The organism is Streptomyces sp. AB3(2024) (genome assembly GCF_041862025.1).
GTDB lineage: Bacteria > Actinomycetota > Actinomycetes > Streptomycetales > Streptomycetaceae > Streptomyces.
Genome location: NZ_JBGWAB010000005.1, coordinates 15315 through 39570 on the forward strand (window position 1 = coordinate 15315; position 24256 = coordinate 39570).

General features: G+C 68.6%; 14 protein-coding genes. 5 read left to right on the plus strand and 9 right to left on the minus strand.

Annotation, left to right across the window (positions count from 1 at the left end):
- Positions 1-44: 44 nt before the first annotated feature.
- Positions 45-1034, plus strand: a complete 990-nt coding sequence (locus ACEPPI_RS03290) for a helix-turn-helix transcriptional regulator (RefSeq protein WP_373913735.1) — start codon at positions 45-47, stop codon at positions 1032-1034.
- A 64-nt stretch (positions 1035-1098) separates the two neighbouring features.
- Here the strand turns inward: ACEPPI_RS03290 and ACEPPI_RS03295 are convergent, their stop codons facing one another.
- Positions 1099-2076: an RNA polymerase sigma factor RpoD/SigA gene (locus ACEPPI_RS03295; protein WP_373913736.1), complete on the minus strand. Its 978-nt coding sequence runs from the start codon at positions 2074-2076 to the stop codon at positions 1099-1101.
- A gap of 552 nt (positions 2077-2628) precedes the next feature.
- On the opposite strand from ACEPPI_RS03295, the gene ACEPPI_RS03300 reads away from it, so the two are divergent.
- Entirely contained in the window at positions 2629-3273 is a 645-nt protein-coding gene (locus tag ACEPPI_RS03300) for a Uma2 family endonuclease (RefSeq protein WP_373913737.1), read from the plus strand.
- Here the strand turns inward: ACEPPI_RS03300 and ACEPPI_RS03305 are convergent.
- The 3 genes from ACEPPI_RS03305 to ACEPPI_RS03315 all read right to left on the minus strand — a co-directional run bounded on the left by ACEPPI_RS03305 (position 3270) and on the right by ACEPPI_RS03315 (position 6543).
- On the minus strand, positions 3270-4052 hold the full coding sequence (locus ACEPPI_RS03305; protein ID WP_373913738.1) for a dioxygenase: 783 nt from the start codon (positions 4050-4052) through the stop codon (positions 3270-3272). The genes ACEPPI_RS03300 and ACEPPI_RS03305 overlap by 4 nt on opposite strands.
- A 132-nt stretch (positions 4053-4184) precedes the next feature.
- A complete protein-coding gene (locus ACEPPI_RS03310; protein WP_373913739.1) occupies positions 4185-5729 on the minus strand; it encodes an MFS transporter in 1545 nt (514 codons plus the stop codon).
- 100 nt (positions 5730-5829) lie between these two features.
- Positions 5830-6543, minus strand: a complete 714-nt coding sequence (locus ACEPPI_RS03315) for a TetR/AcrR family transcriptional regulator (RefSeq protein ID WP_373913740.1) — start codon at positions 6541-6543, stop codon at positions 5830-5832.
- A gap of 268 nt (positions 6544-6811) precedes the next feature.
- Here ACEPPI_RS03315 and ACEPPI_RS03320 point away from each other — a divergent pair, with 268 nt between their 5' ends.
- Both ACEPPI_RS03320 and ACEPPI_RS03325 read left to right on the plus strand, forming a co-directional pair.
- Positions 6812-8089, plus strand: coding sequence for a M6 family metalloprotease domain-containing protein (locus ACEPPI_RS03320; RefSeq protein WP_373913741.1), 1278 nt, complete (start codon positions 6812-6814; stop codon positions 8087-8089).
- 307 nt (positions 8090-8396) lie between these two features.
- A complete protein-coding gene (locus tag ACEPPI_RS03325) occupies positions 8397-9194 on the plus strand; it encodes a S16 family serine protease (RefSeq protein WP_373913742.1) in 798 nt (265 codons plus the stop codon).
- Between the two features lie 92 nt (positions 9195-9286).
- Here the strand turns inward: ACEPPI_RS03325 and ACEPPI_RS03330 are convergent, their stop codons facing one another.
- Entirely contained in the window at positions 9287-13294 is a 4008-nt protein-coding gene (locus ACEPPI_RS03330; RefSeq protein WP_373913743.1) for a ricin-type beta-trefoil lectin domain protein, read from the minus strand.
- Positions 13295-13673: 379 nt separating this feature from the next.
- Here ACEPPI_RS03330 and ACEPPI_RS03335 point away from each other — a divergent pair, with 379 nt between their 5' ends.
- Positions 13674-20432 carry a polymorphic toxin type 43 domain-containing protein gene (locus ACEPPI_RS03335; RefSeq protein WP_373913837.1) on the plus strand — a complete coding sequence of 2253 codons (6759 nt, stop codon included), beginning with the start codon at positions 13674-13676 and terminating at the stop codon, positions 20430-20432.
- 985 nt (positions 20433-21417) lie between these two features.
- On the opposite strand, the gene ACEPPI_RS03340 is transcribed toward ACEPPI_RS03335, so the two are convergent.
- The 4 genes from ACEPPI_RS03340 to ACEPPI_RS03355 form a co-directional block, all read right to left on the minus strand.
- Positions 21418-22734 carry an MFS transporter gene (locus ACEPPI_RS03340; RefSeq protein ID WP_373913744.1) on the minus strand — a complete coding sequence of 439 codons (1317 nt, stop codon included), beginning with the start codon at positions 22732-22734 and terminating at the stop codon, positions 21418-21420.
- Complete coding sequence (locus tag ACEPPI_RS03345; protein ID WP_373913745.1) at positions 22731-22976, minus strand: hypothetical protein; 246 nt, start codon at positions 22974-22976, stop codon at positions 22731-22733. Before ACEPPI_RS03345 ends, ACEPPI_RS03340 begins: the two co-directional genes overlap by 4 nt.
- 54 nt (positions 22977-23030) lie before the next feature.
- Complete coding sequence (locus ACEPPI_RS03350) at positions 23031-23681, minus strand: ArsR/SmtB family transcription factor (protein WP_373913746.1); 651 nt, start codon at positions 23679-23681, stop codon at positions 23031-23033.
- A gap of 76 nt (positions 23682-23757) precedes the next feature.
- Positions 23758-24228, minus strand: a complete 471-nt coding sequence (locus tag ACEPPI_RS03355; RefSeq protein WP_373913747.1) for an Lrp/AsnC family transcriptional regulator — start codon at positions 24226-24228, stop codon at positions 23758-23760.
- Positions 24229-24256: the final 28 nt, after the last annotated feature.

The window sequence follows — 24256 nt, forward strand, 5'->3', positions numbered from 1 at the left end:
GATGTAGGTCAGATGGTGTCCGCATTCGCTGGCAATCTGGATCCATGAACGACACCCCTGCCCGGCTGCTCACCCTGCTGTCCCTGCTCCAGACCCCGCGCGAATGGCCGGGCAGCGAGCTGGCGGTCCGGCTGGAGGTGAGCCCGCGGACGATCCGGCGGGACATCGAGCGGCTGCGCGACCTCGGGTACCCGGTGGAGGCCTCGCGGGGCGCGGAGGGCGGGTACCGGCTGGTGGCGGGCGCCGCGATGCCGCCGCTGCTGCTCGACGACGAGGAGGCGGTGGCGATCGCGGTGGGGCTGCGGGCGGGCGCCGGACACGCGATCGAGGGGGTGGAGGAGGCCTCCGTACGGGCCCTGGCGAAGCTGGAACAGGTCCTTCCGGCCCGGCTGCGGCACCGGGTGGGCGCCCTGCAGTCGGCGACGGTCGCCCTGACGCGGGGTGACGGCCCGAGCGTGGACCCGCGCACGCTGACCACGATGGCGGGGGCGGTGGCCGGCCCGGAGCGGCTGCGGTTCGCCTACCGGGCGCGGGACGGGGCCGGCTCGCGGCGGCTGGTGGAGCCTTACCGGCTGGTGAGCACCGGCAGCCGCTGGTACCTGGTGGCCTACGACCTGGAGCGGGAGGACTGGCGGACCTTCCGCGTGGACCGGGTGAGCGAACCGTTCGCGACGGGGGCCCGGTTCGTCCCGCGGGAGCTGCCCATGGACGCGGCCGCTTTCGTGCGGCGCGGGCTGCAGGGCGGGGAGACGTATCCGGTCGAGGTGTCCTTCGCCGTGCCGCCGCGGGAGCTGCCGGGGTGGCTGCGCGAGACGGCCGTGGCGGAGGGTGAGGGCTCCCTCGTGTGCTTCGAGAGCGGGGACGCCCCGGAGTGGGTGGCGGCGCGGCTGGCGCTGACGGGGATGCCGTTCACGGTGCGCGGGCCGGAGTTCCTGGCGCGCAGCGCGCGGGCGCTGGCCGGCCGGCTGGCGGCGGGGGCGGGTGCGTGCGGCCCGGCCCCGGACGGGGAGCGGGCGGGGCCGGGGCGGGCATGAGGGAGCCCCGGCACCTGGGGGGGGTAGGTGCCGGGGCTCGTCCGGGGGGCGGGACGCGGGCCGGTCAGGCCACGGCGTCGAAGCCGGTGTCGCGGGCCATGCGCTTGAGTTCGAGCAGCGCGTGCTTCTCGATCTGCCGGATCCTCTCGCGGGTGAGGCCGTGCTGCTTGCCGACCTCCGTCAGGGTCCGTTCGCGGCCGTCCTCGATGCCGTACCGCATCTTGATGATGGACGCCGTGCGCTGGTCCAGCTTGCCGAGGAGGTCCTCCAGCTCCTCGCTGCGCAGCAGCGAGAGCACGGACTGCTCGGGCGAGATCGCCGAGGTGTCCTCCAACAGGTCGCCGAACTGGGTGTCACCCTCGTCGTCCACCGACATGTTGAGGCTGACCGGGTCGCGCGCCCAGTCCAGGACGTCGCCGACGCGCTTCTCGGTGGAGTCGAGTTCGGCGGCGATCTCCGCGTGCTCCGGGTCGCGGCCGTTCTCGCGGTTGAACTCGCGCTGCACCCGGCGGATCCGGCCGAGTTCCTCGACCAGGTGGACGGGGAGGCGGATGGTGCGGGACTGGTCGGCGATGGAGCGGGTGATGGCCTGGCGGATCCACCACGTGGCGTACGTCGAGAACTTGAAGCCCTTGGCGTAGTCGAACTTCTCGACGGCGCGGACCAGGCCGGCGTTGCCCTCCTGGATGAGGTCGAGGAGGGGCAGCCCGCTGCGCGGATAGCGGCGGGCGACGGCCACGACCAGGCGGAGGTTGGAACGGATGAAGACTTCCTTGGCGCGCTCGCCCTCGGCGGCCAGGGCCTCCAGCTCCTCGCGCGCGGGGGCGTCCCCCTCGCGCTCGGTCGCCTCGTCGAGGATCTGCCGGGCGTAGACGCCCGCCTCGATGATCTGCGAGAGCTCCACTTCCCTGGCGGCGTCGAGCAGCGGGGTGCGCGCGATCTCGTCGAGGTACATGCCGACCAGGTCGCGATCGGCGATCTCCCCGCCCACAGCGCGGGCGCTGCTCGCGGACTGACGACGGGCGACGGCGCGGGTTGCCATGCGTGCTCCCTTGCGATGCGGTGAGTCGGTCGCGGTGCGTCCTCGGACACTCTCCCGAGTGCCCGCTTCCGAAGGAAACAACGACTGGAATCGGGACAGAATTCCCCAGCCGGTCCCTGTTTTCCGAGATCTTGCAGTATCCTGCCCCGCCATCCTTTACGCGGATCTGACAGGACCGTCGCGAGAGCCCGTGGAGGCGCAGGTCAGAGCGGGGACGAAGGTCATCGCGCACACCCTCGCCGGCCGACCCGGCCACCGCTCCCGTGAGACCGCCGTCACATCCGCGGGGCGCATTTCACCCAGGAGCGGCACCGCTCCCGGCCGCACTTCCACCCCTGAAGACGGGCCGCACCGGCCCCCGGTTGCCTGGACTGGCGATCGAATGCCCGAATACGTCACAAGTGGGATGTTTCACTCCTGCCCGGCCCCCGCCCCCACCCGTCCGGGTGAGCTTTCGGCATATCCCACCGGCACGGGACACCCCTCCCTGGCGTCGGAGGGTCGCTTGTGCCGCCCGGTCGGCGACGCCCACACTGAAGGAGGTGCTGAACCATGACCGCCCTCGCCCACGAGACGCTGGAGGCCGCAATGCCGAGGGTCACGACTGCCCCGTCGGACCTGGACGACGTCCTGTGGCAGGCATGGAAGGCCATGGAACTCCCCGAGGGCTACCGCGCCGAGATCATCGAGGGGTTCATCGAGGTGTCACCCACGGGCCGCTACACACACGGACAGGTCGCGAACCGGCTGCGGGACGCGCTGGTCGTCCTGCTCGCGCGGAGCGGGTTCGTCGCCCGCCAGGACATGAACGTCATCCACGAGCGCAAGGTGTGGATCCCCGACGTGTTCATCACCCTGGAGGACGCCGAGGAGCACGTCACCGAGGACGGCCTCGGGATCGAGGCCTCGGCCGTCCGTCTGATCGTCGAGGTCGTCTCCCCCGGCGGGGACGGCATCACCCGCGACCGCACCCGCAAGCGCCGCGCCTACGCGCGCGCGGGGATCCCCGTCTACGTCCTGATCGACGACTACGACGACGGCGGCACCGTCACCGTGCTCAGCGCACCCGATCCCGAGGCGGCCATCTACGCCGACGAGGTCAGGAGCGCCTACGGGTCCGGCGCCACCGTGCCGGAGGGCCCCGCCAAGGGGTTCACCATCGGCGAGGAGATCACCGGGCCCCGCCGGGGGGCCTAGCCGAACTGGAGGGAGCGCTTCGAGAGGCCCATCCAGAAGCCGTCCACCGGGGTCCGCTGGGCGTGGAGGTCGTCCTCGGCGGCGCCGAGGGTGACGAAGAGCGGGGCGAAGTGTTCCGTGCGGGGGTGGGCGAGGCGGCCCGCCGGGGACTTGGCCTCGAAGTCGAGCAGGGCGTCGACGTCGCCGGCGGCCAGGGACTCGCGGCCCCACGCGTCGAACTCCGCCGACCAGCCGGGCACGCCGGGGCCGGTGTGCCGCAGGGCGGCCAGGTTGTGGGTGAAGAAGCCGCTGCCGACGATCAGTACGCCCTCGTCGCGCAGCGGGGCGAGCTTGCGGCCGATGTCCATGAGCCGGGCCGGGTCCAGGGTGGGCAGGGATATCTGGAGCACCGGTATGTCGGCGTCCGGGTACATCTCCACCAGCGGGACGTACGCGCCGTGGTCCAGGCCGCGGTCCGGGATGTCCTGGACGGGGGTGCCGGGGGTCCGCAGCAGCTTGCGGACCGAGGCGGCCAGCTCCGGGGCGCCGGGAGCCCCGTAGCGGACGCGGTAGTAGTGCTCGGGGAAGCCCCAGAAGTCGTAGACGAGCGGCACCGGTTCGACGGCGCCGAGGGCGAGCGGGGCCTCCTCCCAGTGGGCGGAGACCATCAGGATCGCGCGCGGCCGGGGCAGGTCCGCGGACCAGGCGGCGAGCTCGGACGGCCAGAGCGGGTCGTCGGCGAGCGGCGGGGCCCCGTGACTGAGGTACAGCGCCGGCATGCGGGGGGTGGCGGTGGTCATCGGGGCGCTCCTCGGTCATCGGTGCGGGGCCGCGGCGGGCGGTGCGGTACCGCTCCACAAAGACTAACCCCGCTTCGTTCAAATTTGAACGAAGCGGGGTGTTCAGTCATTCCCGTACCGGCTGCGCCCCCGTCAGTGGGCGATCACCGGGACCTTGAGCCCGGCGTCCTCGGAGTCGGCGCCCGCGCCGCCGGCCACCGGACCGCCGGAGCCGGGGCGGCCCGTGTTGATCAGTGTGAACGCGATGGTCGCACTGATCGCCAGGATGCCGACGGCCCACCAGATGGCGGCGGAGTAGCCCTCCACCATCGCCTGGGCCTGGACCAGCTTCCCGGCCGCGCCGCCCGCCGCGGCCTGCGCCGCGTGGTCGGTCAGGTACGCGGTGGTCGCCGAGGCGGCGATGGTGTTCAGCAGAGCGGTGCCGATCGCGCCGCCGACCTGCTGGGAGGTGTTGACCATGGCCGAGGCGACACCGGCGTCGGCCGGGTTCACCCCGTACGTGGCCAGGGACATGGCCGGCATGAAGGCGGTGCCCATGCCCAGACCCAGCAGCAGCTGCGCCGGCAGGATCAGCGCCGGGTACGAGGAGCCGACCTCCAGCTGGGTCAGCAGCAGCATGCCGGTGGCGGCGAGCAGGAAGCCCGGCCCCATCAGCAGCCGCGGCGCGACGCGGGTCATCAGGCGGGCGCCGATCTGGGTGGAGCCCGTGATCATGCCCGCGATCATCGGCAGGAAGGCGAAGCCGGTCTTGACGGGCGAGAAGCCCTTCACGACCTGGAGGTAGTAGGTCAGGAAGAGGAACAGGCCGAACATCGCGATGACGGCGAGACCCAGCGACAGGTAGACGCCGCCGCGGTTGCGCTCCAGCAGCACGCGCAGCGGCAGCAGCGGGGACTTCACCTTGGACTCGACGGCCACGAAGGCCAGCAGCAGCGCGGCGGAGGCGATGAACAGGGACACGGTGATCCCGTCCGACCAGCCCGCGGACTCGGCGCGGGTGAACCCGTACACGAGCGAGACCAGTCCCAGGGTGGAGAGGATCACGCCCGGGACGTCGAGGCGGGCGCTGTTGCGGGAGCCGGCCGGCTCGCGGATGACCATCCAGGCACCGGCGGCCGCGACGATCGCGAAGGGGATGTTGACGAAGAAGGTCCAGCGCCAGTTGAGGTACTCGGTGAGGAAGCCGCCGAGGATCAGGCCGACGGCGCCGCCGCCGCCCGCGATCGCCCCGTAGATGCCGAAGGCCTTGGCGCGCTCCTTGGCGTCGGTGAAGCTGACGGCCAGCAGGGAGAGCGCGGCCGGGGCGAGCAGCGCGCCGAAGGCGCCCTGCAGGGCGCGGGCGCCCAGCATCATCGCCTCACCGGTCGCCGCGCCGCCCAGCGCGGAGGCCAGGGCGAAGCCGGCGAGGCCGGTGATGAAGGCGTTCTTGCGGCCCCACTTGTCGGCGATGCGGCCGCCGAAGAGCAGCAGTCCGCCGAAGGCCAGCGCGTACGCGGTGATGACCCACTGGCGGTTGCCGTCCGAGATGCCGAGGTCGGTCTGGGCGGAGGGGAGTGCGATGTTCACGATGGTCGCGTCGAGGACGACCATCAGCTGCGCCAGCGCGATGAAGACCAGGGCCTTCCAGCGACTGGGATCGGCGCCGGCCGGCGCGGGGGCCGCGGCTGTTTTGGACATGGGGGTACCCACTTCACTGTGCGGAATGACTGAAAAGAACTACTGAGAAACGAAAAGACCGAAATGCGATATCGAAGCTAGGGGACGCCGGGTGGTCGCGTCACATGGTTTTACGCCGCAGGTCTTGCAACGTGGTTGCGGCTCCGGGCAGTTGGGATCGAGCCGGGGCCCGCAGCCCGTCGAGGAAGAGCTGGAGGTGGCGGTGGGCGAAGCGGTCCGCGCCCATGCAGTCCGTCCCCGGCAGGGGGCGGCTGAGCTGGGACAGGGCCACCATCAGGTCACCCACGCCGATGTCGGTGCGCAGCAGCCCCTCGCGCCGGCCGGCGGCGACCAGGCTCTCCACGGCCACCCCCAACGCGTCGCGGGCGGCCAGGAGTTCGGGGTGCTCGTGGTCGAAGTCGGCGGAGAGCATGGGGCACAGGGCGCCGATCCGCTCGTCGGCCGCGGCGTGCGTGAAGCGGCAGAGCGCGGCGAAGGCGTCGGGCTCCTCGGCCAGGGAGTCCTCGGCCTGGGCCGTGACCCGGTCCATCACGTAGAGCACCACGTGGTGGACGAGGGCGGCCCGGTCGGGGAAGTGCCGGTAGAGGGTGGCGTTGCCGACGCCCGCCCGGCGGGCGATCTCGTCGAGCGGGGCCTCTGCTCCGGTTTCCACCAGCATCTCGCGGGCCGCCGCCAGGATCCGCTCCCGGTTGCGCACCGCGTCGGCGCGCGGCTTGGGGACCCGGCCGGGGGCCGCGGCGGAGCGGGCGGCGGGGGCGTCGAGGTCCACGGACGCCTCGGGGGCGGTCGCCGGCGTACGGCTGGGGCTTTTCATCCGGGGCCTCCCTGGGGCTGGGACTCGTACGGGCCAATCGGCGCCGCCAAACGGGGAGCCGGTCCCCGCTTAGCGGGACTCCCATGCAAACGGGGATTGCGTCCCCGGTTATTTCACTCTTGAGTGTGACCCCGACCACATATAAATTTGGGCTGTTTCGTCTCGTTTGGGCGCTTCCGACGGGCGGGTGCGCCGCGGCCGACGGAGGGTGAGCGCACAGAGCGCAGTCCGGACCCGGCCGGCTGCCGCGGACCCGAAGGCGATCTCCATGCCGCAGACCCGCCACCGGATACGCAGACCCTGCCGCACCGGCGCCTACATCGGCCTGACGGCACTGGCCCTGGGCCTCACCGCCACCGCCAGCACCGGCATATCCGGCCGCGGACACTCGGCCTCCGGCCCGGTCGCGGCCAGCGCGGAGTCCGTCCTGGCGCCCTGCCGGATCGCCGGGACCATGGGCGTCCAGATGTCGGAGGGCCTGCCGACGCCCCCCGGGTACTCGCGGTCGACCGGCGAGGTCCGCGCACTGAACCTGATGATCGACTTCCCGGACGCCAAGGGCGAGGGCTCGGCACTGGACCGGCTGGCGGAGTTCTTCCCCCAGACCTCCGACTGGTTCCGCACCAGCTCCTACGGGCGGCTCACCTACCGGGCCGAGGCCCCGATACGGAACTGGCTGCGGATGCCGATGCCCTTCGCGGCGTACGGGATAGAGCGGGGCTCCGCCTACGAGCCCGGGTACCGCCAGCTCGTCGAGCACATCGCGCGGGCCGCCGACTCCGAGGTGGACTTCAGCCGGTACGACCTGATCAACATCCTGGTCACCCCGAACGCCGGACCGTCCGCCCTGGACACCGTCCTGTCGGTCACCTTCTCCGGCAACGGAGAGGCCCCGATGGCCGACGGGGTGCCGCTCGCGAACACGTCCTTCGTCTACAGCCGGCAGGACGACGGCTCCGGCACCTACCGGGAGACCGGCTACCGGGTGCTCCCGCACGAGAACGGGCACGTCTTCGGGCTGCCCGACCTCTACACCCCGGACGGGGGCGGCACGGTCGGCCACTGGGACATCATGAGCGAGGACTGGGGAGCCAACAACGACCTCCTCGGCTGGCACAAGTGGAAGCTGGGCTGGCTCGACGGCTCGCAGATCAGCTGCGCCTCGAAGTCGGGGGTCAGTGACCACGTCCTGACGCCGCTGGCCGTCGAGGGCGGGACCAAGCTGGCCTTCGTCCCGCTGTCGGAGAGCGCCGGGTACGCCGTGGAGGTCCGCACCCGGGCCGGGAACGACGAGGCCGTCTGCAAGCCCGGCGTGCTCATCTACAAGGTGGACTCCGAGGTGGACACCGGGCGCGGCCCGGTGACGGTCGCGGACAGCGCGAGCGGGAGCGGCGGCTGTACGCGGCGGCCCAACGTGCACGCGGAGCTGTCGGACGCGCCGTACCGGCCGGGCGAGACCTTCACCGACGAGAAGGCGGGGGTCAGCGTCTCGGTGGTGGGCGAGCTGCGCGACGGCAGCTACCAGGTGCGGGTCACTCGGCCGTGAGGGGACGGGCGGGCGGCGGATCCGGCGACCCCGGGCGTCCCGACCGCCCCGACCGCCCCCGGCGGCCCCGCGCCCGGCGGCCCCGCGCCCGGACGGCAGAGCCTCGACGGCCGTACGCCCCGGACGGCCGCGCCGCGGACGTCGGCAACCCGGACGGCCGCGCCCCCGAAACACCCGCGCCCCGGACACCCCGCGCCCTGGGGCACGGCTCCCCGGGGTACGGCTCCTCGGACACCCGCGCCCCGGGACATGGCCGCCACCGGCACGGGCACGCGGGCACCGCTGTGCGGCCCGATAGATTGGCCGGGTGCTCTCTCGCCTCACACGTCTGCCGCGTCCCGCCGCCCTGGCCATCTGCGCCGTGCCCGTAGCCGCGCTGTTCGCGGTGGCCGCCCTCGCGCCACTGCCCTTCGTGATCGCCCAGCCGGGCCTCACGGCCGACGTGCTCGGCGCCCGTGACGGCAAGCCCGTCATCACCGTCACCGGCGCGCCCACCCGGGACACCAAGGGCCAGCTGCGGATGACCACCATCCAGGCGACCGGCCCCTCCAGCACCGTCACCCTGCCCGAGCTGCTCGGCAACTGGTTCGACAGCGCCCGGGCGGTCATGCCGAAGGGGGCCGTCTACCCGTCGGGCGGAAGCGACAAGGAGATCGAGCAGCACAACCTGGAGGAGATGACGCAGTCCCAGTCGGCCGCCGCCCAGGCCGCCCTCGGATATCTCCACAAGGACCCGAAGGCGGTCAAGGCCGACCTCAACCTCGCCGACGTCGGCGGCCCCAGCGCCGGACTGCTCTTCTCCCTCGGCATCGTCGACAAGCTCGACGGCGACGGCAGCGGCGGCGACCTCACCGGCGGGCGCACCATCGCCGGTACGGGAACCATCACCGCCGACGGGACGGTCGGCGCCGTCGGGGGAGTGGGCCTGAAGACCCAGGCGGCCCGCCGCGACGGGGCGACGGTCTTCCTCGTCCCGAAGGCGGAATGCTCCGACGCCAAGGCCGAACTCCCCCAGGGGCTGCGGCTGATCCCCGTCACCTCGCTGTCGGGCGCGGTGGACTCCCTGCGGGCGCTTCAGCGGGGCGGGGAGGTTCCGGCCTGCTGACAGCGAGGACCAGGGGCGAACGGACCAAGCGGGCGTGTCCAGGTGCCTGAGGCTCCCGGACACGCCCGCTCGTCGTCAGACGCTCACCCAGGTCACCACAGAGGTACGGGCAGCGGAGCTGTGCTCAGTGCCGGAATGGTCCAGCGCTGCGGGTTGGTGGCGTTGCAGTCCCACAAGTAGAGCTGGGTGCCGCTCTGCATGTTGCTCGCGTCCACGCACCGTCCGGAGACCGGGTTGTACAGGCTGCCGTCCGCCCGGGGCAGGAACTGCTGGGCGGGGTGGTTGTGGCAGCCCACGATCTGGATCGGTGTGCCGTTGGCGGTACCGGCGCCGGTGGCGTCCAGGCACTTGTCCTGGTGGCGGATGGTCCCGTCGGCTCGGATGTCGAACTTCTGGGCGTTGCCGCCGCCGATCGTGTTGCAGTCCCAGGCCTGGATCCTGTTCCCGTCGACGGGCCGGCCGTTGTCGTTGTCCATGCAATGGCTCGGTTTGGCGGCCAGGGAGATGGGGCCGGTGGCTCCGGGCGCTGTGGGTGGGGCAGCGTAGGGGTAGACGGCCAGGTTGCTGACGCCGCCCTTGAGGCCCTCGTGGTAGTAGTCGGCCCTTCCGTTCTCCTTGTACCGGCCCAGGACGAGGGGGCCGCTTGGAGCGGGGCTGGTAGCCGCGTTGTGGTGGCCGACGGAGGCGAGCGCGCCGTTCACGTAGAGGCTCATCAGCCCGGTCTCGGCGTTGTAGACGGCGGTGAGCTGCTGCCAGGCGTCAGGGGTGTACCTGGCCGCGTCGTTGACGGTCTTGGTGGACCAGTCGTACGCGGAGCCGTCGACGTCGGCGTAGGTGAGCCCGAAGGCCCAGTTCTTCGAGTTGGGATCGGCGAAGATCGCGAAGGCGCTGTTGCGGTTGTTGTCCTGGCTGATGACGGCACCGCTGGCCCCCGGCTTCACCCAGGCGCTGATGGTGAAGCTCTGCCTGGTATCCACGACCGGTTCCGCTGTGTTGATGGACGATGCGGGCCCGTTGAAGGCGGCGTACGGGGTGTTCCGTCCGGCGATGGAGGCGGTGGGCCATGTGATCCCGGCTGCTTCCGCAGGGAAGTCTCCGACACTACTGGGCGTACTGGTGCTGCTGGAGGGGCCGGTCAAGTTCCACTGCGCCTTGGGCGCGACGAGGTTGCCGAGGAAGGACGGCGTCTGATTGATGCCCGTGACATTGAGGGGCTGGCTGGTTCCGGTGCCGTTGAAGGTTGCCAGCTGCTGGTTGGCGTCGACAGCCCACAGGTCGGCCAGCTTGTCCGAGGTGACGTCACCTGCCGAACCCAGTTTCGGGTAGGCGCTCTTGCCGATGCCCGTGGCGATCTTCACACGGCTGGCGGCGCCTCCCCAGGTGGTGGGGTCGAGCAGACCATTGGGGCCCTTGCTGCCCAGAGTGCGGAAGACATCGCCGGAGGCGTCGTCTCGGAGCCACAGGTCGGGTACGCCGTCACCGTTCAGATCTCCGGGTGCGACAACGGTGAACTTGTCCCAGTCGCCGTTGCCCACGAGGACCGGCTCGCCGTTGCTGTCGAGAGTGTTGAAGATGCTGCCGTAGTAGGCCCAGAGCTGCTTGTCCTGCTTGACCAGAAGGTCGGGTGCCCCGTCACCGTTGAGGTCGCCGGGCGTGATGATCTGATCGGCGTTGTGCCAGTGGTCGTCGCCGTTCCAGTCGCTTCCGTAGTCACAACCGATGGCGGGGTCCTTTACTGGGCAGGCTACGGTCAGTTCGACAGGGTTGTTGACGACCGAGCCGAGACCGTTGTTTGGGTAGGTCCAGAGTTTCCTCTGAGCCATGTCGGACGGCTGCCGCAGCGCGACGAGGTCGTTGTAGCCGTCGCCGTCCCAGTCGCCCTGGGTCCCGATCTGGGCCCCGCTGAGGGAGACGCCGCCCTTGGCGGCGGCTGAGAACTTGCCGTTTCCCTGGCCGGCGTACGTGAGCAGGCTGCCTTGGGAGTCGACCGTCCAGATGTCCCGGATACCGTCGCCGTTCAGGTCGTTCGGCCCGTCCTGGGACTGGGAGCGGTTGGCATAGTAGAGGTAGATGGCTGTGTCGGAACGGTTGCCAGCCTTGTCAACGGTCATCGCGTATACGAAGTGTGGGCCGGCCCCCGGTGGTGTGATGTTCACGCTGGTTCCGGGAGCGACGGCCTGCGGTGCTGGTTCGGAGTCCGTGTAGTAGAGGACTTCCTTCGCGTCGGTGACACCATTGGCGGAGAAAGTGAACGCCCCTGCGGTTCGGGCCTTGCCAGTGGTGGCAGGCCATCCGTTTCTGCCATCCGGGAACTGGGGGGAGCTGATCACAGGAGGCTTGCTGGGTCGTGAGCGGTCCATCCTGAACGTACAGGCTGTCCAGTCGGAGTACGTCCTGTCCTGGTCTTTGGCACGGACTGCCCACTTGTAAATGCCGTTTGGCAGGGTCGAATCCGGAACGCTCCAGGTGGCGACTTTGCCGTTGTTGGTCGGGACTGACTGTGTCGCCACCACCTTGAAGCCTCGTTCGCCGGGAGGTCCGATCAGCGACAGCTTGGAGAGCTGGAACTCGGCTTCGAGATTCCCGCTGTCTGGATCCTCGATGGTCGCGAACAGGCTCACGTGGGCATCGCCGATGAGGTCACCCACAGGGCCCCAACCGCAGGTAGCGGAGGGGTTGGTTCCCAGGTTCCGCGGAGTATGCGGCGGGTAGTTGTACTCCGTCTCCAGCGTGATCGTCTTCGGGTCGAAGCGCTTCCACTGGTACACGTCGCCCTCGTTCGAGGCGTAGAGACCCAGTGTCACGCTCGCCCAGCCCTTGGAGGCGGATTCCTTGGCCGCCTCCGTGGCATCGAACTCAAGGTTGCCCTGTGCGCAGCCCTCGTAGCCCTTGGCGGCGGTGACGGTCGTGAGTCGCGCCCCCTTGGCCGGCTGGTTGTTCCACGTGGTCTTGGACGAGATGGGGCCGGTGGTCCACAGTTCCACCGGAGTCGCCGTGCAGGACCAGGACCAGGTCTCCTTCACGCGGAAGGTCGACTTCGAGACCAGAGCCCCCTTGATGTTCGAGGTGTCCAGCTGGAAGAAGGAGCGCGAGAGCCCGTTCGTGTCGCTCTCGTAGCCGACCCGGACGTCCTGCTTGGTGTTCCAGTACGAGTTGTTCGGCCAGCTCCGGTAGGCCCAGGCCCAGTTCTGGCGTTCGCCCCACGCGACCGAGGGGTCGATGTAGACCGGGTACTTCGTCTGAGCGCTGGACAGCAGGGCCTGGTCGGGCCGGATCTCCAGGGCGTCGCCGGCGACGGTCGTGGGCATCTGGGCGTCCTTGGCCCCTGACGGCGTCACGAACGCGTCCGAGGGCGCTCCGCCGCCGGGTCCGGGATCGGCGGCCAGGGAGCGCGCAGATGCCGCCGAGCGGGCCTGGGGAGCGGGGGCGGCTCCGGTGGTCGTGGAGTCCCACATCATGGGGGCCGAGGCGGTGAAGACGTTCTGCCCGGCAGGGTTGACCGCGGTCAGCAGTCCGGTTGTCGGGTCACTGGTGACGTTGAGACCAACCGTGTCGAGCTTGAACTTCAACAGCGCCAGATCCGGATGCTTCGCCGCCTCGGGCGTCTTGACCACCAGCAGCTGTGAGAAGCCCTCGACCTCGGCCTTGAGCTGTAGGTCCACGTCCGGCAGGACGTTCGGGTACGTGGCCACGTTCTCGGCCAGCGTCGGCTTCGGCAGTGGCTTGGGCCAGGTCAGCGACAGCGTCCGTCCGTCCCGTACGCCGGTCAGCAGGGGGCCCATACCGCCGCCCGAGAAGGCGATCGAGACGGCCGACGCGTTCGGCGTGACCTTTCCGTCCGAGCCGAACCGCAGTGTCGGGTCGGACGCGACCCAGACCCCGCCCTGCCGCACCCGCACCGTCGTTCCGTAGCGCTTGACCGACCACTTGCCGCTGGGCAGCGCCCAGGTGTCCGAGGAACCCGTCCGGGCCGACGTCAGCTCGTAGGGCTGACCAGTTTCTTTGGCCTTGGCGAGAGCGAAGTCCTCCGCGCTCATGGAGCCGTCGGCCACCGGGTCGGTGGCGGCGACAGCCGCGGTGGCAGGCTGTAATACGGCCAAACCGCTAGCTGCTATTGCGCCAATGAGAGTCATGGAAATGGCTCTCGACATCCCTTGCCGGCCAAGCTTTCCGGAGGGGGGTCTTTCGGTTTTCACCCGAACTCCAATCATTCGATATTCGCGGCGACTGTACTCGACCGGCCGCGGCAGAGGCACCCTGTGACCTGCAAGATTCGATGCTTCTGGGGTTTAATGTGGCGTTTTGATCCGGGAGATATGTTTTGTATCAATTGGCGTTCCGCAACCTCGAATTCAAGCCAGTGTCGGCGTGTCGGACTCGCGAATTGGGGCTGTTAGTCTGCGCCGGTAATTTCCTGGAAATGTGGGGTGGGGTGTGAGACGATCTCGAATGAGAGGGCTTTCCGCGGCATTGGCCGCAGTGGTCCTCTCCGGCCTGCTACCGAGTGTGGTGGCCGTAGCGGATAGCAAAGGTGGACCGTTACTTCCCGAGCTCAAGCAGCCGAAGGCCGTACCGGTGGCGCCGGTCCGGACCGGCGGAACGAAGAAGCCCGATGCCGCGGTGGAGAGACCGTGGCGGGCTCCGAAGGTGGCCTGGCCCGCAGCGAGTTCGGCCGAGGTGGACCTGGCGTCGGGCACGGCCACCAAGGCCATTGCCTCCGGCGGGCAGGCTTCTACTGCCGGGTCCGGCTCCCTGCCGGACGGGAAGTTCCCGGTCGCGGTGCACGCCGCACCGGGCGGCGGCGTCGCGGCACCGGCCAAGGTGAAGGTCGCCGTCAGTGCCCGGGACGGCGCCCGTAAGGCGGGTATCGACGGCCTGCTGCTGTCGGTAGGACGCTCGGACGGGGCCCAGCAGCCCGCGTCGGCCAGGGTCGAGGTGGACTACAACGGCTTCCGTGACGCCTACGGCGGCGACTACGCCTCCCGCCTGCACCTGGTGGAACTCCCGGCCTGCGCGCTGACCACGCCGGACCGTCCTGAGTGCCGTAGTCAGAAGCTCCTGGAGACACGGAACGACACCCGCTCGGGCAAGCTCACGGCCCAGGTCACCGTGCCGGGTTCAGCGCCGCAGGCGGCCAAGCCCGCCGGACTGTGGGCCGCACCGGCGGCTGCCGCCGGATCCACGGGCATGGTCCTGGCGGCGACGGCCGGCGCTTCCGGTTCGAGTGGCGACTACAAGGCGACGCCGATGGGGCCCTCGGGCTCCTGGAACGCCGGTGGATCCACCGGGGCGTTCTCCTGGTCGTACAACGTCGCGACACCTGCCGTACCGGGCGGCCTTGTGCCGAAGATCTCCCTGGACTACAACTCCCAGTCGGTCGACGGCCGCACTGCCGCATCGAACACCCAGGCGTCATGGATCGGCGACGGCTGGTCCTGGGATCCAGGCTTCATCGAACGCAAGTACAAGCCGTGTGTCGACGACAAGACCGGCAGTACGAGCACCGCCAAGATCGGTGACCAGTGCTGGTTCAACGACAACGCCACGCTCTCGCTCAACGGCAAGTCCACGGAGCTCGTCTTCGAACAGGGGAAGGGTTGGCACCCCGCGTCCGATTCCGGGGAGAAGGTCGAGAAGCTCACCGGTGCCACCAACGGTGACAACGACGGTGAGCACTGGAAGATCACCACGACCGACGGCATGCAGTACTTCTTCGGTCTGAACCGTCTTCCGGGCTGGAAGGACGGGTCCACGCCCACGACGAACTCCGCTTGGACGGTTCCCGTCTACGGCAATCAGGCGGGCGAGCCCTGCTACAACGCCTCCTTCGCGAGCGCCTGGTGCCAGCAGGCCTGGCGGTGGCAGCTCGACTACGTGGTGGCCCCGGGTGGCAGCGCCATGGCCTACTACTGGAAGGCGGAGAGCAACAACTACGGGCGGAACGTCTCCCAGACGACCGGCAAGGGCACCGTCACCCCCTACACGCGCAGCGGCTGGCTCGATCACATCGACTACGGCCTGCGCGCGGGGTCGGTCTACGGCGCCAAGGCCATGGGGCAGGTCACCTTCGACGTGTCGGAGCGGTGCCTCACCACCTGCGGGACTTTCGACGAGGCCAATGCCAAGAACTGGCCCGATGCACCCTACGACCAGTTCTGCAAGGACGGCTCCGCAGAGTGCAAGAACCAGTTCTCGCCCACTTTCTGGTCGCGCATGCGGCTCACGGGCATCAACACCAAGGTTCTGACCGGCGGTACGTACAAGGACGTTGACTCCTGGGCTCTGGAGCAGAGCTTCCCGCCCTCGGGTGACGGCATTTCCACACCCCTGTGGCTGAAGTCCATCACCCGCACGGCCAAGGCCGGCGACGCCCCCGACGTGACCCTGCCTCCCGTCAGCTTCGCGGGTGAGCAGAAGGCCAACCGTGTCGACAAGACGGGCGATGGGCTCGCCCCCTTCATCCGCCTGCGCCTTTACCAGGTGACCACGGAGTCCGGCGGCACGATCGGCGTCACCTACTCGCAGCCTGACTGCACCACCGCCACGCTGCCCGCGGCGGACGCTACGAACGCCACCCGTTGCTATCCGGTCAAATGGGCCTTCGAAGGCGAGACGGCGAAGCTGGACTGGTTCAACACCTACGTCGTGAGCCAGGTCGTGGAAGGCGACAACCTGGCCGATTCACCCGACAAGGTGACCTCGTACAGCTACCTCGGCGGAGCAGCCTGGGACAAGAGCACGGACGAGTTCACCAAGTCTGAGGATCGCGTCCATTCCGTCGCCCGCGGATACGAGCGCGTACAGGTCCGCGTCGGTGCCGTCGACGATCCGAAGTCCCTGACCGAGATGCGCTACTTCCGCGGTCTCGACGGCAAGGAGGTCAAGGACGGCACCGGAGCGGCGGTCACCGACCGCCCCGAGTTCGCCGGGCGGCCCCGGGAGTCGGCCACCTACGACGGTGACGACACCGGAAAACCCCTCACCGCGACTTCCAGTACCCCTTGGCGCTCGGACATCGTGGCCAGGCGGGTCAGGCCCGGTCTGCCCGACCTCGTGTCGTACAGGACGGGAGTCGAGAAGGCCTCCACCCGTACCGCTGTGACCGGTGGGACCCGTACGACCGAAGTCACCCGGCACTATGACGACTACGGCATGGTCGACTGGGAATCCCAGTCCGGCGACATCGCGAAGAGCGGCGACGAGACCTGCACGACGAGTAGCTATGCCCGTAACACGGCGAGCTGGATCCTGGACAAGGTGAGCCGTGTCGAGACCGTGGCCGCGCCTTGCGGCACGGCGGTCAATCGGCCGACGGACGTCATCTCTGACAGCCGGACCTACTTCGACAACGGGGCGTTCGGCACCCTGCCGGGCATCGGCCTGCTCACCAAGACCGAAACGATCAACGCGAACGGCGACGGCTACGACACCGTTTCCTCGGTCCCCAGCACCTGCGGCGCCACCAAGGACCAGCTCTGCTACGACGCCTACGGGCGCCAGCTGGCCATCGCCGACGCGTACGGCAGGCTCACCACCATCGCCCTGACGCCCGCCACCGGAGAAGTCGCGACCACCATGGTCGTGACGAACCCGAAGGGCCACGCGGTGTCGTCGGAGCTGGACCCCCTGCGTGGGCAGTCCACGAAGGTGACCGATGCCAACGGCAAGGTGACCACGACTTCCTATGACGCCCTCGGGCGTACCTCGAAGGTCTGGTTGCCCAACTGGTCGGCAGCCGGAAACCCGGACAAGCCGAGCCGCCAGTTCGAGTACGTGATCCGCAACGACGGCCCGAACGTCGTCGTCTCAAAGTCGCTGACTCACGATTACCAGTACTCGGTGGACTACTCCATCCAGGACGGACTGCTGCGCCAGCGCCAGTCCCAGACCGCGTCGCCCGACCTTTCGGGTCGTCTGATCACCGAGACGTTCTACGACACGAAGGGCCGGCCCTGGCGGAACTCGGGCACCTACTACGCCAACGGCCTTCCCGAGGCGCAGCTCACGACCGGCCTGGAGAGTGCCTATCCCGCGTCTGTCGACACGATCTACGACGGTGCCGACCGCCCCACGGCGGTTATCTCCAAGAAGTTCGGGGTGGAGACGAAGCGGACCACCACCAGCTACGGCGGTGACACCACCACGGTCATCCCGCCGCAGGGCGGTACCTCCACGACCACGGTCGTGGATGCCCTGGGTCGGACGGTCGAACTCAAGCAGTACACCGACCCGGGACGCATGACGTCGCAGTCCACCCGGTACACGTACAGCAGGCTCGGACGTCTGGCCCAGGTCACCGATCCGAGCGGTGCCCAGTGGACGTACACCTACGACGTACGTGGCTCTCAGTCAGAGGTGAACGACCCGGACAAGGGCACCACGAAGACCGCCTATGACACGGCAGGCAAAGCCACGGACGTGACCGACGCCCGTGGAATCACCCTGCACACCGACTACGACGAGCTCGGACGCCCCACGGCGGTCAAGCAAGGCGGAACGGTCCTTACGTCGAACCTCTACGACACCGTGGCCAAGGGGCGCCTGAGCAAGTCGACCCGCTACATCGACGGTCGGGCCTACGAGTCGGAAGTCACGGTCTACGACAACCTCTACCAGCCACTGCAAGCACAGGTGAACATCCCGGCGGCACCTGACGCCGGGGCACTGGCAGGCACGTACAAGTGGACGAACACCTACAACATTGCCGGGCAGCTCCTTACGACCAAGCAGCCGGCCATGGGAGATCTGCCTGCAGAGACGGTCGGCAGCACCTACAGACCGGTCTCCGGCCTCCTCAACACCATGGGTGCGGGCAACAGCCGGCTCGTCTCGGCGATGACGTACGACCACTACGGCCGCAGCATCCGCCAGGAACTGGGAGCTACTGGCCAGAGGGTGTTCACCTCGACCGAATACGACGAACACACCGGCATGGTTTCGCGGTCCTACAACGATCGGGAGGCAGCACCGAACAGGCTCGACGACACGCGCTACACCGCTGACCCCGCGGGCAACCTGACGGCCATCGCCACGGCCTACGGCCAGGACTCGGACCGCACCACGGACACCCAGTGCGTCGGTCTCGATGCCCTGCGCCGCATCGTCGAGGCATGGACCAATCAGGGTGAAACCTGTGCGGCAAAGCCATCCGACGCGGTCGTCGGCGGACCGGACGCCTACTGGACGACCTACACCTACGACGCGGTGGGCAACCGGAAGACGGAGACCAAGCACAAGACGGATCCGGCGGCGGCCTCCGACACGGTCCGTACGTACGCGGCGCCGGCGGCGGGCAAGCACGACCTCACCAAGGTCACGCAATCGGGCACCGACGCACGGGACGAGTCCTTCACCTACGACGCATCCGGCAACACCAAGACCCGGAGGATCGGAACAGCCGAGACCCAGTACCTGGAGTGGGACGCCGAGGGGCACCTCAAGGCCCTCGACCAGGGCACGTCCAGCAACTCGTTCGCCTATGACACTGCCGGCCAGCGTCTGCTCCGAAAGGATTCGACCGGCGTCACCCTCTACCTCCCGGGCGGCAACGAGCTCAAGCTCGACAAGTCCGGCAAGGTTACGGGGACCCGCTACTACGGCGGCGTCGCGATGCGTACGGGCGGCAAACTCACCTTCACCCTGGCCGACCACCACGGCACAGGCACCACCCAGATCAGCGCCGATGCGACGCAGACCGTCGAGCGTCGCAAGACGGGGATCTTCGGTGAGGAACGGGGCACCCAGTCGACAGCTTGGACCGGCGACAAGGGCTTCGTCGGTGGAACCAAGGACGCGGACAGCGGATTCACCCACCTCGGAGCCCGCGAATACGACCCTCTGACGGGTCGCTTCATCTCCGTGGATCCGCTGATGGACCTCTCCAGCTCGCAGCAGCTCCACGGGTACGTGTACTCCAGCAACAACCCCGTTTCTCTCAGCGATCCCACCGGCGAGATCGAGCGGGACTGCCTGAACGGCAACTGCGGCGGCCACTACAACCCACGTGACGACAATCTGTCCGTCAACGACCCGGCCCGCCCCAACGGGATGACGGGCGGTTACGACAGTACCCCCGCCGTCTACAGGCCGACTGTCAACGATCAGGTATGGCTCGACAAGAGCGACAAGCCGCTCCGCCTTCCCAAGAACGCCTCGCCGAAATTCGTGAAGGAATACCGGAAGCAGCTCACCATTGAGCTCCGTTTTGTCGTGAACAATGAACGGGGGACGATCTGGACGGCGCAGACGACGGCGCTGCTGAACGCCTGCGAAGCCACCGACTGCGCTGATCTCGGATACTACGCCGAGCTCAATATCGCTGCGAAGCTCGTGAACGGCGAGGTCCAGCCCTATGAGATACCCGGAGGATCCGGCGGCGGCATAAGGCTTCGGGACGGTACCCGGACGAAGCCCGCCAAGGGTAGCGGCTGCAATTGCTTCCTCGCGGGCACTCAAGTGGTCATGGGTGATGGCAAATCCAAGGCCATCGAGACGATCGAGGTCGGCGACTACGTCATCGCTACCGACCCGAGGTCGGGGGAGACCGGAAAGCGTCGCGTAACCCAGCTGATCGTCACGGAAGACGACAAGCACTTCAACAAGCTTGCCATTGCGACAGAGAAGGGGGTCGAGGAACTCACCGCCACACACGAGCACCCCTTCTGGTCGCCATCCCAGAACGCTTGGGTTACCGCTGGCGATCTGACGGCCGGGATGTCGGTGATGGTCGAGGGTGGCGGTACAGCAATCCTCGTCAAGAACGACCCGTATTCCCAGCGCGCGAAGACGTTCAACCTGACAATCGAAGACCTCCACACGTACTATGTACTGGCAGGGGCCACGCCGATACTCGTCCATAACGCGAAATGTGTTATTGACGGTAGTGGTGCGGCCAAGGGTGTTCTTGAAGTGAGCGACCGAGTGAAATCGGTCGGTGCGGTGAAGAATTTCAGCCCAAACGAGCCAAGAGACTTCGTCTTCGATCCGACTACGGGGCGTTTCGCAACTGGCGCCGATCAAGGGGTTGGTGGTCATGATTCTCTTGGGGATGCCATTGGTGCGGACAAATCTGCCATGGTGGGGGGACGGCTACGACGAGGGCCCGGTGGGGAGTTGCAAACCAATGAATGGTCCGGCCATTATGGGATGAACTGGGATGCTTCGAAAAGAAAGGAATTCCAGAGCTTCATGAACCGGCACGGAATATCCGTGAGTCACACTGAGGGTATGAATTGGTGAGTAAGGTGACGTCCCAAGGTGCTCCTCTCTTGGGGTGGCTTCGGTGACAGCGGGCGATCTCACTGCTGAGCTATCGGCCGTGCCTGGGAGGTGCTGGATCGTCTCCTCCTATCCAGGTCAGGCTGGAGTCGTTACGTGGCTGCCGCTGATGCAGATCAGCAGGACCAAAATTTGGTTGGGGCTCGATAGGCAGGGTGTGTGGACGCTCGGTCGACTCGATGGTCCAGTGGAATCATCGGCGACGGATCTTCCCTCGTCATGGGTGACGATTCTTGATAAAGATGAGTCATCATTTCGATCGGATTTGACTTCTGCTGCTGAACGAGTTCAGATTTCAGTTGAAAATCTTCAGAATCTGGTTCCCGTTGAAGATGTACTGGTGATGGCAGTCGGAAGTCGAAGTAATTACTGGGTCGAGCGAGCGGTTCATTGGATGTCCGCAAGGGATCTCTCGCAAGGTGATTTGGGCATTCTTCGAGAATTGTCCACTGCTAATTGGGTGAATCAACGGATTCGTCATGCCGCCAGGCGCCTAGTGAAGCTGTCTGAGTAAGCAAGCAGACGCCCTCCCGAGCCTTCCGGGAGGGCGTCCGTGGTTTTGGTGGAAATGGCGGCAATAGTGTAAGTGTATGGCTGTGGTGAGTGTGCCGTCATGGCAATCGCTGGTTGAGTGGAGGGTGTTGATGGTTTGGCGTTGAGGGCGGAGTCGAATGCGTGTGTAGACATCGATACGTGGCCGACGAGTTCTAGAGGTGCTTGGCCAGGCGTTCGTCGCTGAGGTGACGCGCTCATTCATGGGTCAGTCGACATGATGTTCTCGCCCTACTGCTCCGCCATTCTCCTTGACTGAGTCAGAGCACCCTCATCGGATAAAGCGCTCCTTGAAGCGGTGCGCGTAGTGGCGGTGGAAGGCGAGGGGAGCGGGGCGAGCGTCACCTCGATCTTGAGGTTGATGGCGGAAATATTGAGGTGTCGGCGAGGTGCTTCAGGCTTGGGATGGCTCAGAGGCAGACGGACTCGCTGCGGGCGCTTCAGCGGGGCGGGGAGGTTCCGGCCTGCTGAGCGGGCCGGGCGGGGTGCGGTCGAGGCCGCGCCAGGCGGGGAAGAGGAGCGGGGTCAGGGTGGTCAGGAAGTAGACGGCGCCGAAGGCCAGGAGGGCGTGCGCGATGCCTGAGGCGTCCACCAGGAGGCCCGCCGTGAGGCCGCCCAGGGGCATCACCAGCTCGCAGCCCGCCATGGTCACGCCGGAGACGCGGCTGCGCAGTTCCTCGGGGACCAGCTCGTACATCACCGTGCCGAGGATCGGGTTGAGCATGCCCGCCCCGAGGCCGGAGAGGGCCATGACGACCGCCAGCGGTGGGGCGGTGTCGGTGAGGGCGGCCGTCACGTAGCGGGGTGCGCCGCACAGGAGGAAGGCCACCGCGAACACCGCCCGGCGGGGGAGGCGCTCGCCCCACGCCCCGTAGAGCAGGGCGCCCAGCAGGGCGGAACCGCCGAACAGGGAGATCATCAGGCCGACCGCGCCGGCGCTGCCGAGGTCCTCGCGGCCGTGCACGGGCAGCAGGACCGAACTCCAGCCCTGGTCCAGCCCGTTGGTCATCATCACCATCAGGGTGACGCCCATCAGGAGCCGGGAGCGGGTCAGGAAGCGCCAGCCCTCGGCCATGTCGGCCCGGTAGGCGCCGAACGTCACCTTCTCCGGGGCGAGTTGCGGGTCGGCGGCGGCGACCCCGCGCACGAACGCCGTCATCAGCAGTGCCGAGACGGCGAAGGAGGCCGCGTCCAGGAGCAGGACGGTCTCGGCGCCGACGAACGTGATCAGCAGGCCGGCCGTGGCGGCCCCGAGCATGCGGGCTCCGCGCGAGACGGCGTCGTAGAGGCTGGACGCCCGGCCGATGGTGGTGCCGGCGTGCTCGGCGAGGGCGGGGAGCAGGACGTTGCGGGCGGTCAGGCCCGGGGTGTGCACGAGGCCGCTGACGGCCATCAGCGCGCACAGCATCCAGAACTCCAGCAGTCCCGCGAAGTGGAGCAACGGGATCGCGCCGACCGCGAGTGCGCAGATGAGGTCGGAGGCGGCGGAGACGCGGCGGCGGCCGATCCGGTCGATGAGCGGGCCGCCGACGAGCGCGGCGACGATCACGGGCAGGGTGGCGCAGAAGGCGACGACCCCGGCCCGGCCGGCGCTGCCCGTGGTCTGGAGCACGAACCACGGGACGCCGATCAGGGTGAGCGAACTACCGGCTATGGAGATGGTGTTGGCGGCCAGGAGTGCGGTGAAGGGGCGCCTGTCGGGGCCGCTCATGCCGCGTGCTGCCGGACGCGGGCGTGGACGTGGGCCGGTTCCATCAGGCGCAGTCCGGCGCTGATCAGGGCCTCGCCCAGCCGGTTGCGCAGGGCCGGGACGGCATGGGCGGCGTGGACGGCGGGGGCCCCGGGGGTGGCGCTCTCGTGCGCGAGGTGCCAGGCGGCGGCCTCGGCGGCGAGTTCGGCGGTGCGGGCGGCGTGGATCTCGGCGTGGATCTCGGCGAACGGGAAGGCGTGCATGGCAGGACTCCTTCTGCGGAGGGCGGGCAGGGGTGCGCGGACCGTCGGGGCGGACTACTCGGAGGCGGTGCGGCGCGGGAAGGTGTGCGTGTGGACGCGGACCATCTCGCTGTCCTCGACGGGCGGCAGGTCGCGGTAGCTGTTGATCAGCTCGTGCATCCGGTGGATCAGCTCGTGGCTCTGCTCGGGCGTCAGGCGGAGCGTGAAGTCGCTGAGGTCCGCTCCGCGCCTCCACTGCGCCGTCCACTCGTGGGCCTCGCCGAGCCAGGTGCTCAGCTCCTGCGTGTGGATCTTCATGATCTCGCCCAGGAAGACGTCGGCCGCGCCCCTGGTCTCGGGGTCGTCCGCGAACATGAGCGACTCGTCGAACCGCGTGCCGTCGTGCGAGGCCTTCCACCAGCGTTCGCGCCCCTTGCCGTGTTCGGGAGCGTCCTCGACGAAGCCGTGGGCGGCGAGCTGGCGCAGGTGGTAGCTGGTGGCTCCGCTGGACTCGCCGAGCCGTTCGGCGAGCTGCGAGGCGGTGGCGGGCCCCTCCCGGCGCAGGGCGCCGAGGAGGCGGATGCGCAGCGGGTGCGAGAGGCCGCGCAGCGAACGGGCGTCGAGGGTGCGGACGTTGGGCTCGTGCGCGGGCCTCTGCTGCGGGGCGCCGGATGCGGCGTTCTCTGCGGTTTCGGTGTTCTCTGCGCTCGCTGCGTTTTCGGGCATGGCTCAACAGTAGAGTTGCAAAGAATCTTATGCAAGGGTTTCTTTGCAACGAGTTCTTTGGAACTCCCCGGACGGCTCAGCCCTCGTGCGCCGCCTGCTCCACCAGGGGGATGATCCGCAGCGGCACCGGGTTCTCCATCACGATCGCCGTCGACGCCCGGACGATCCCCTCGAAGCCGACGACCCGGTCGATCACCCGCTGGAGGTCGGCGTTCGAGCGCGCCACGAGCCGGCACAGCATGTCCCCGGTCCCGGTGGTCGTGTGCAGTTCCAGTACCTCCGGCACGCCGGCCAGGTGGGTCCGTACGTCCGAACCCTGGCCCTGCTTGATCTCCAGCGTGGCGAAGGCCGTCACCGGGTATCCCAGGGCCGCCGGGTCGACCTGCGGGCCGAAGCCGCGGATGACCCCGCTCGACTGGAGCCGGTCGAGGCGGGCCTGCACCGTGCCGCGGGCCACGCCCAGCCTGCGCGAGGCCTCCAGGACCCCGATCCGCGGTTCGCGCGCCAGCAGGACGATGAGCCTGCCGTCGAGTTCGTCGATGCCCATGGGAACCTTCCCTCCTTCGGCTGGTCAT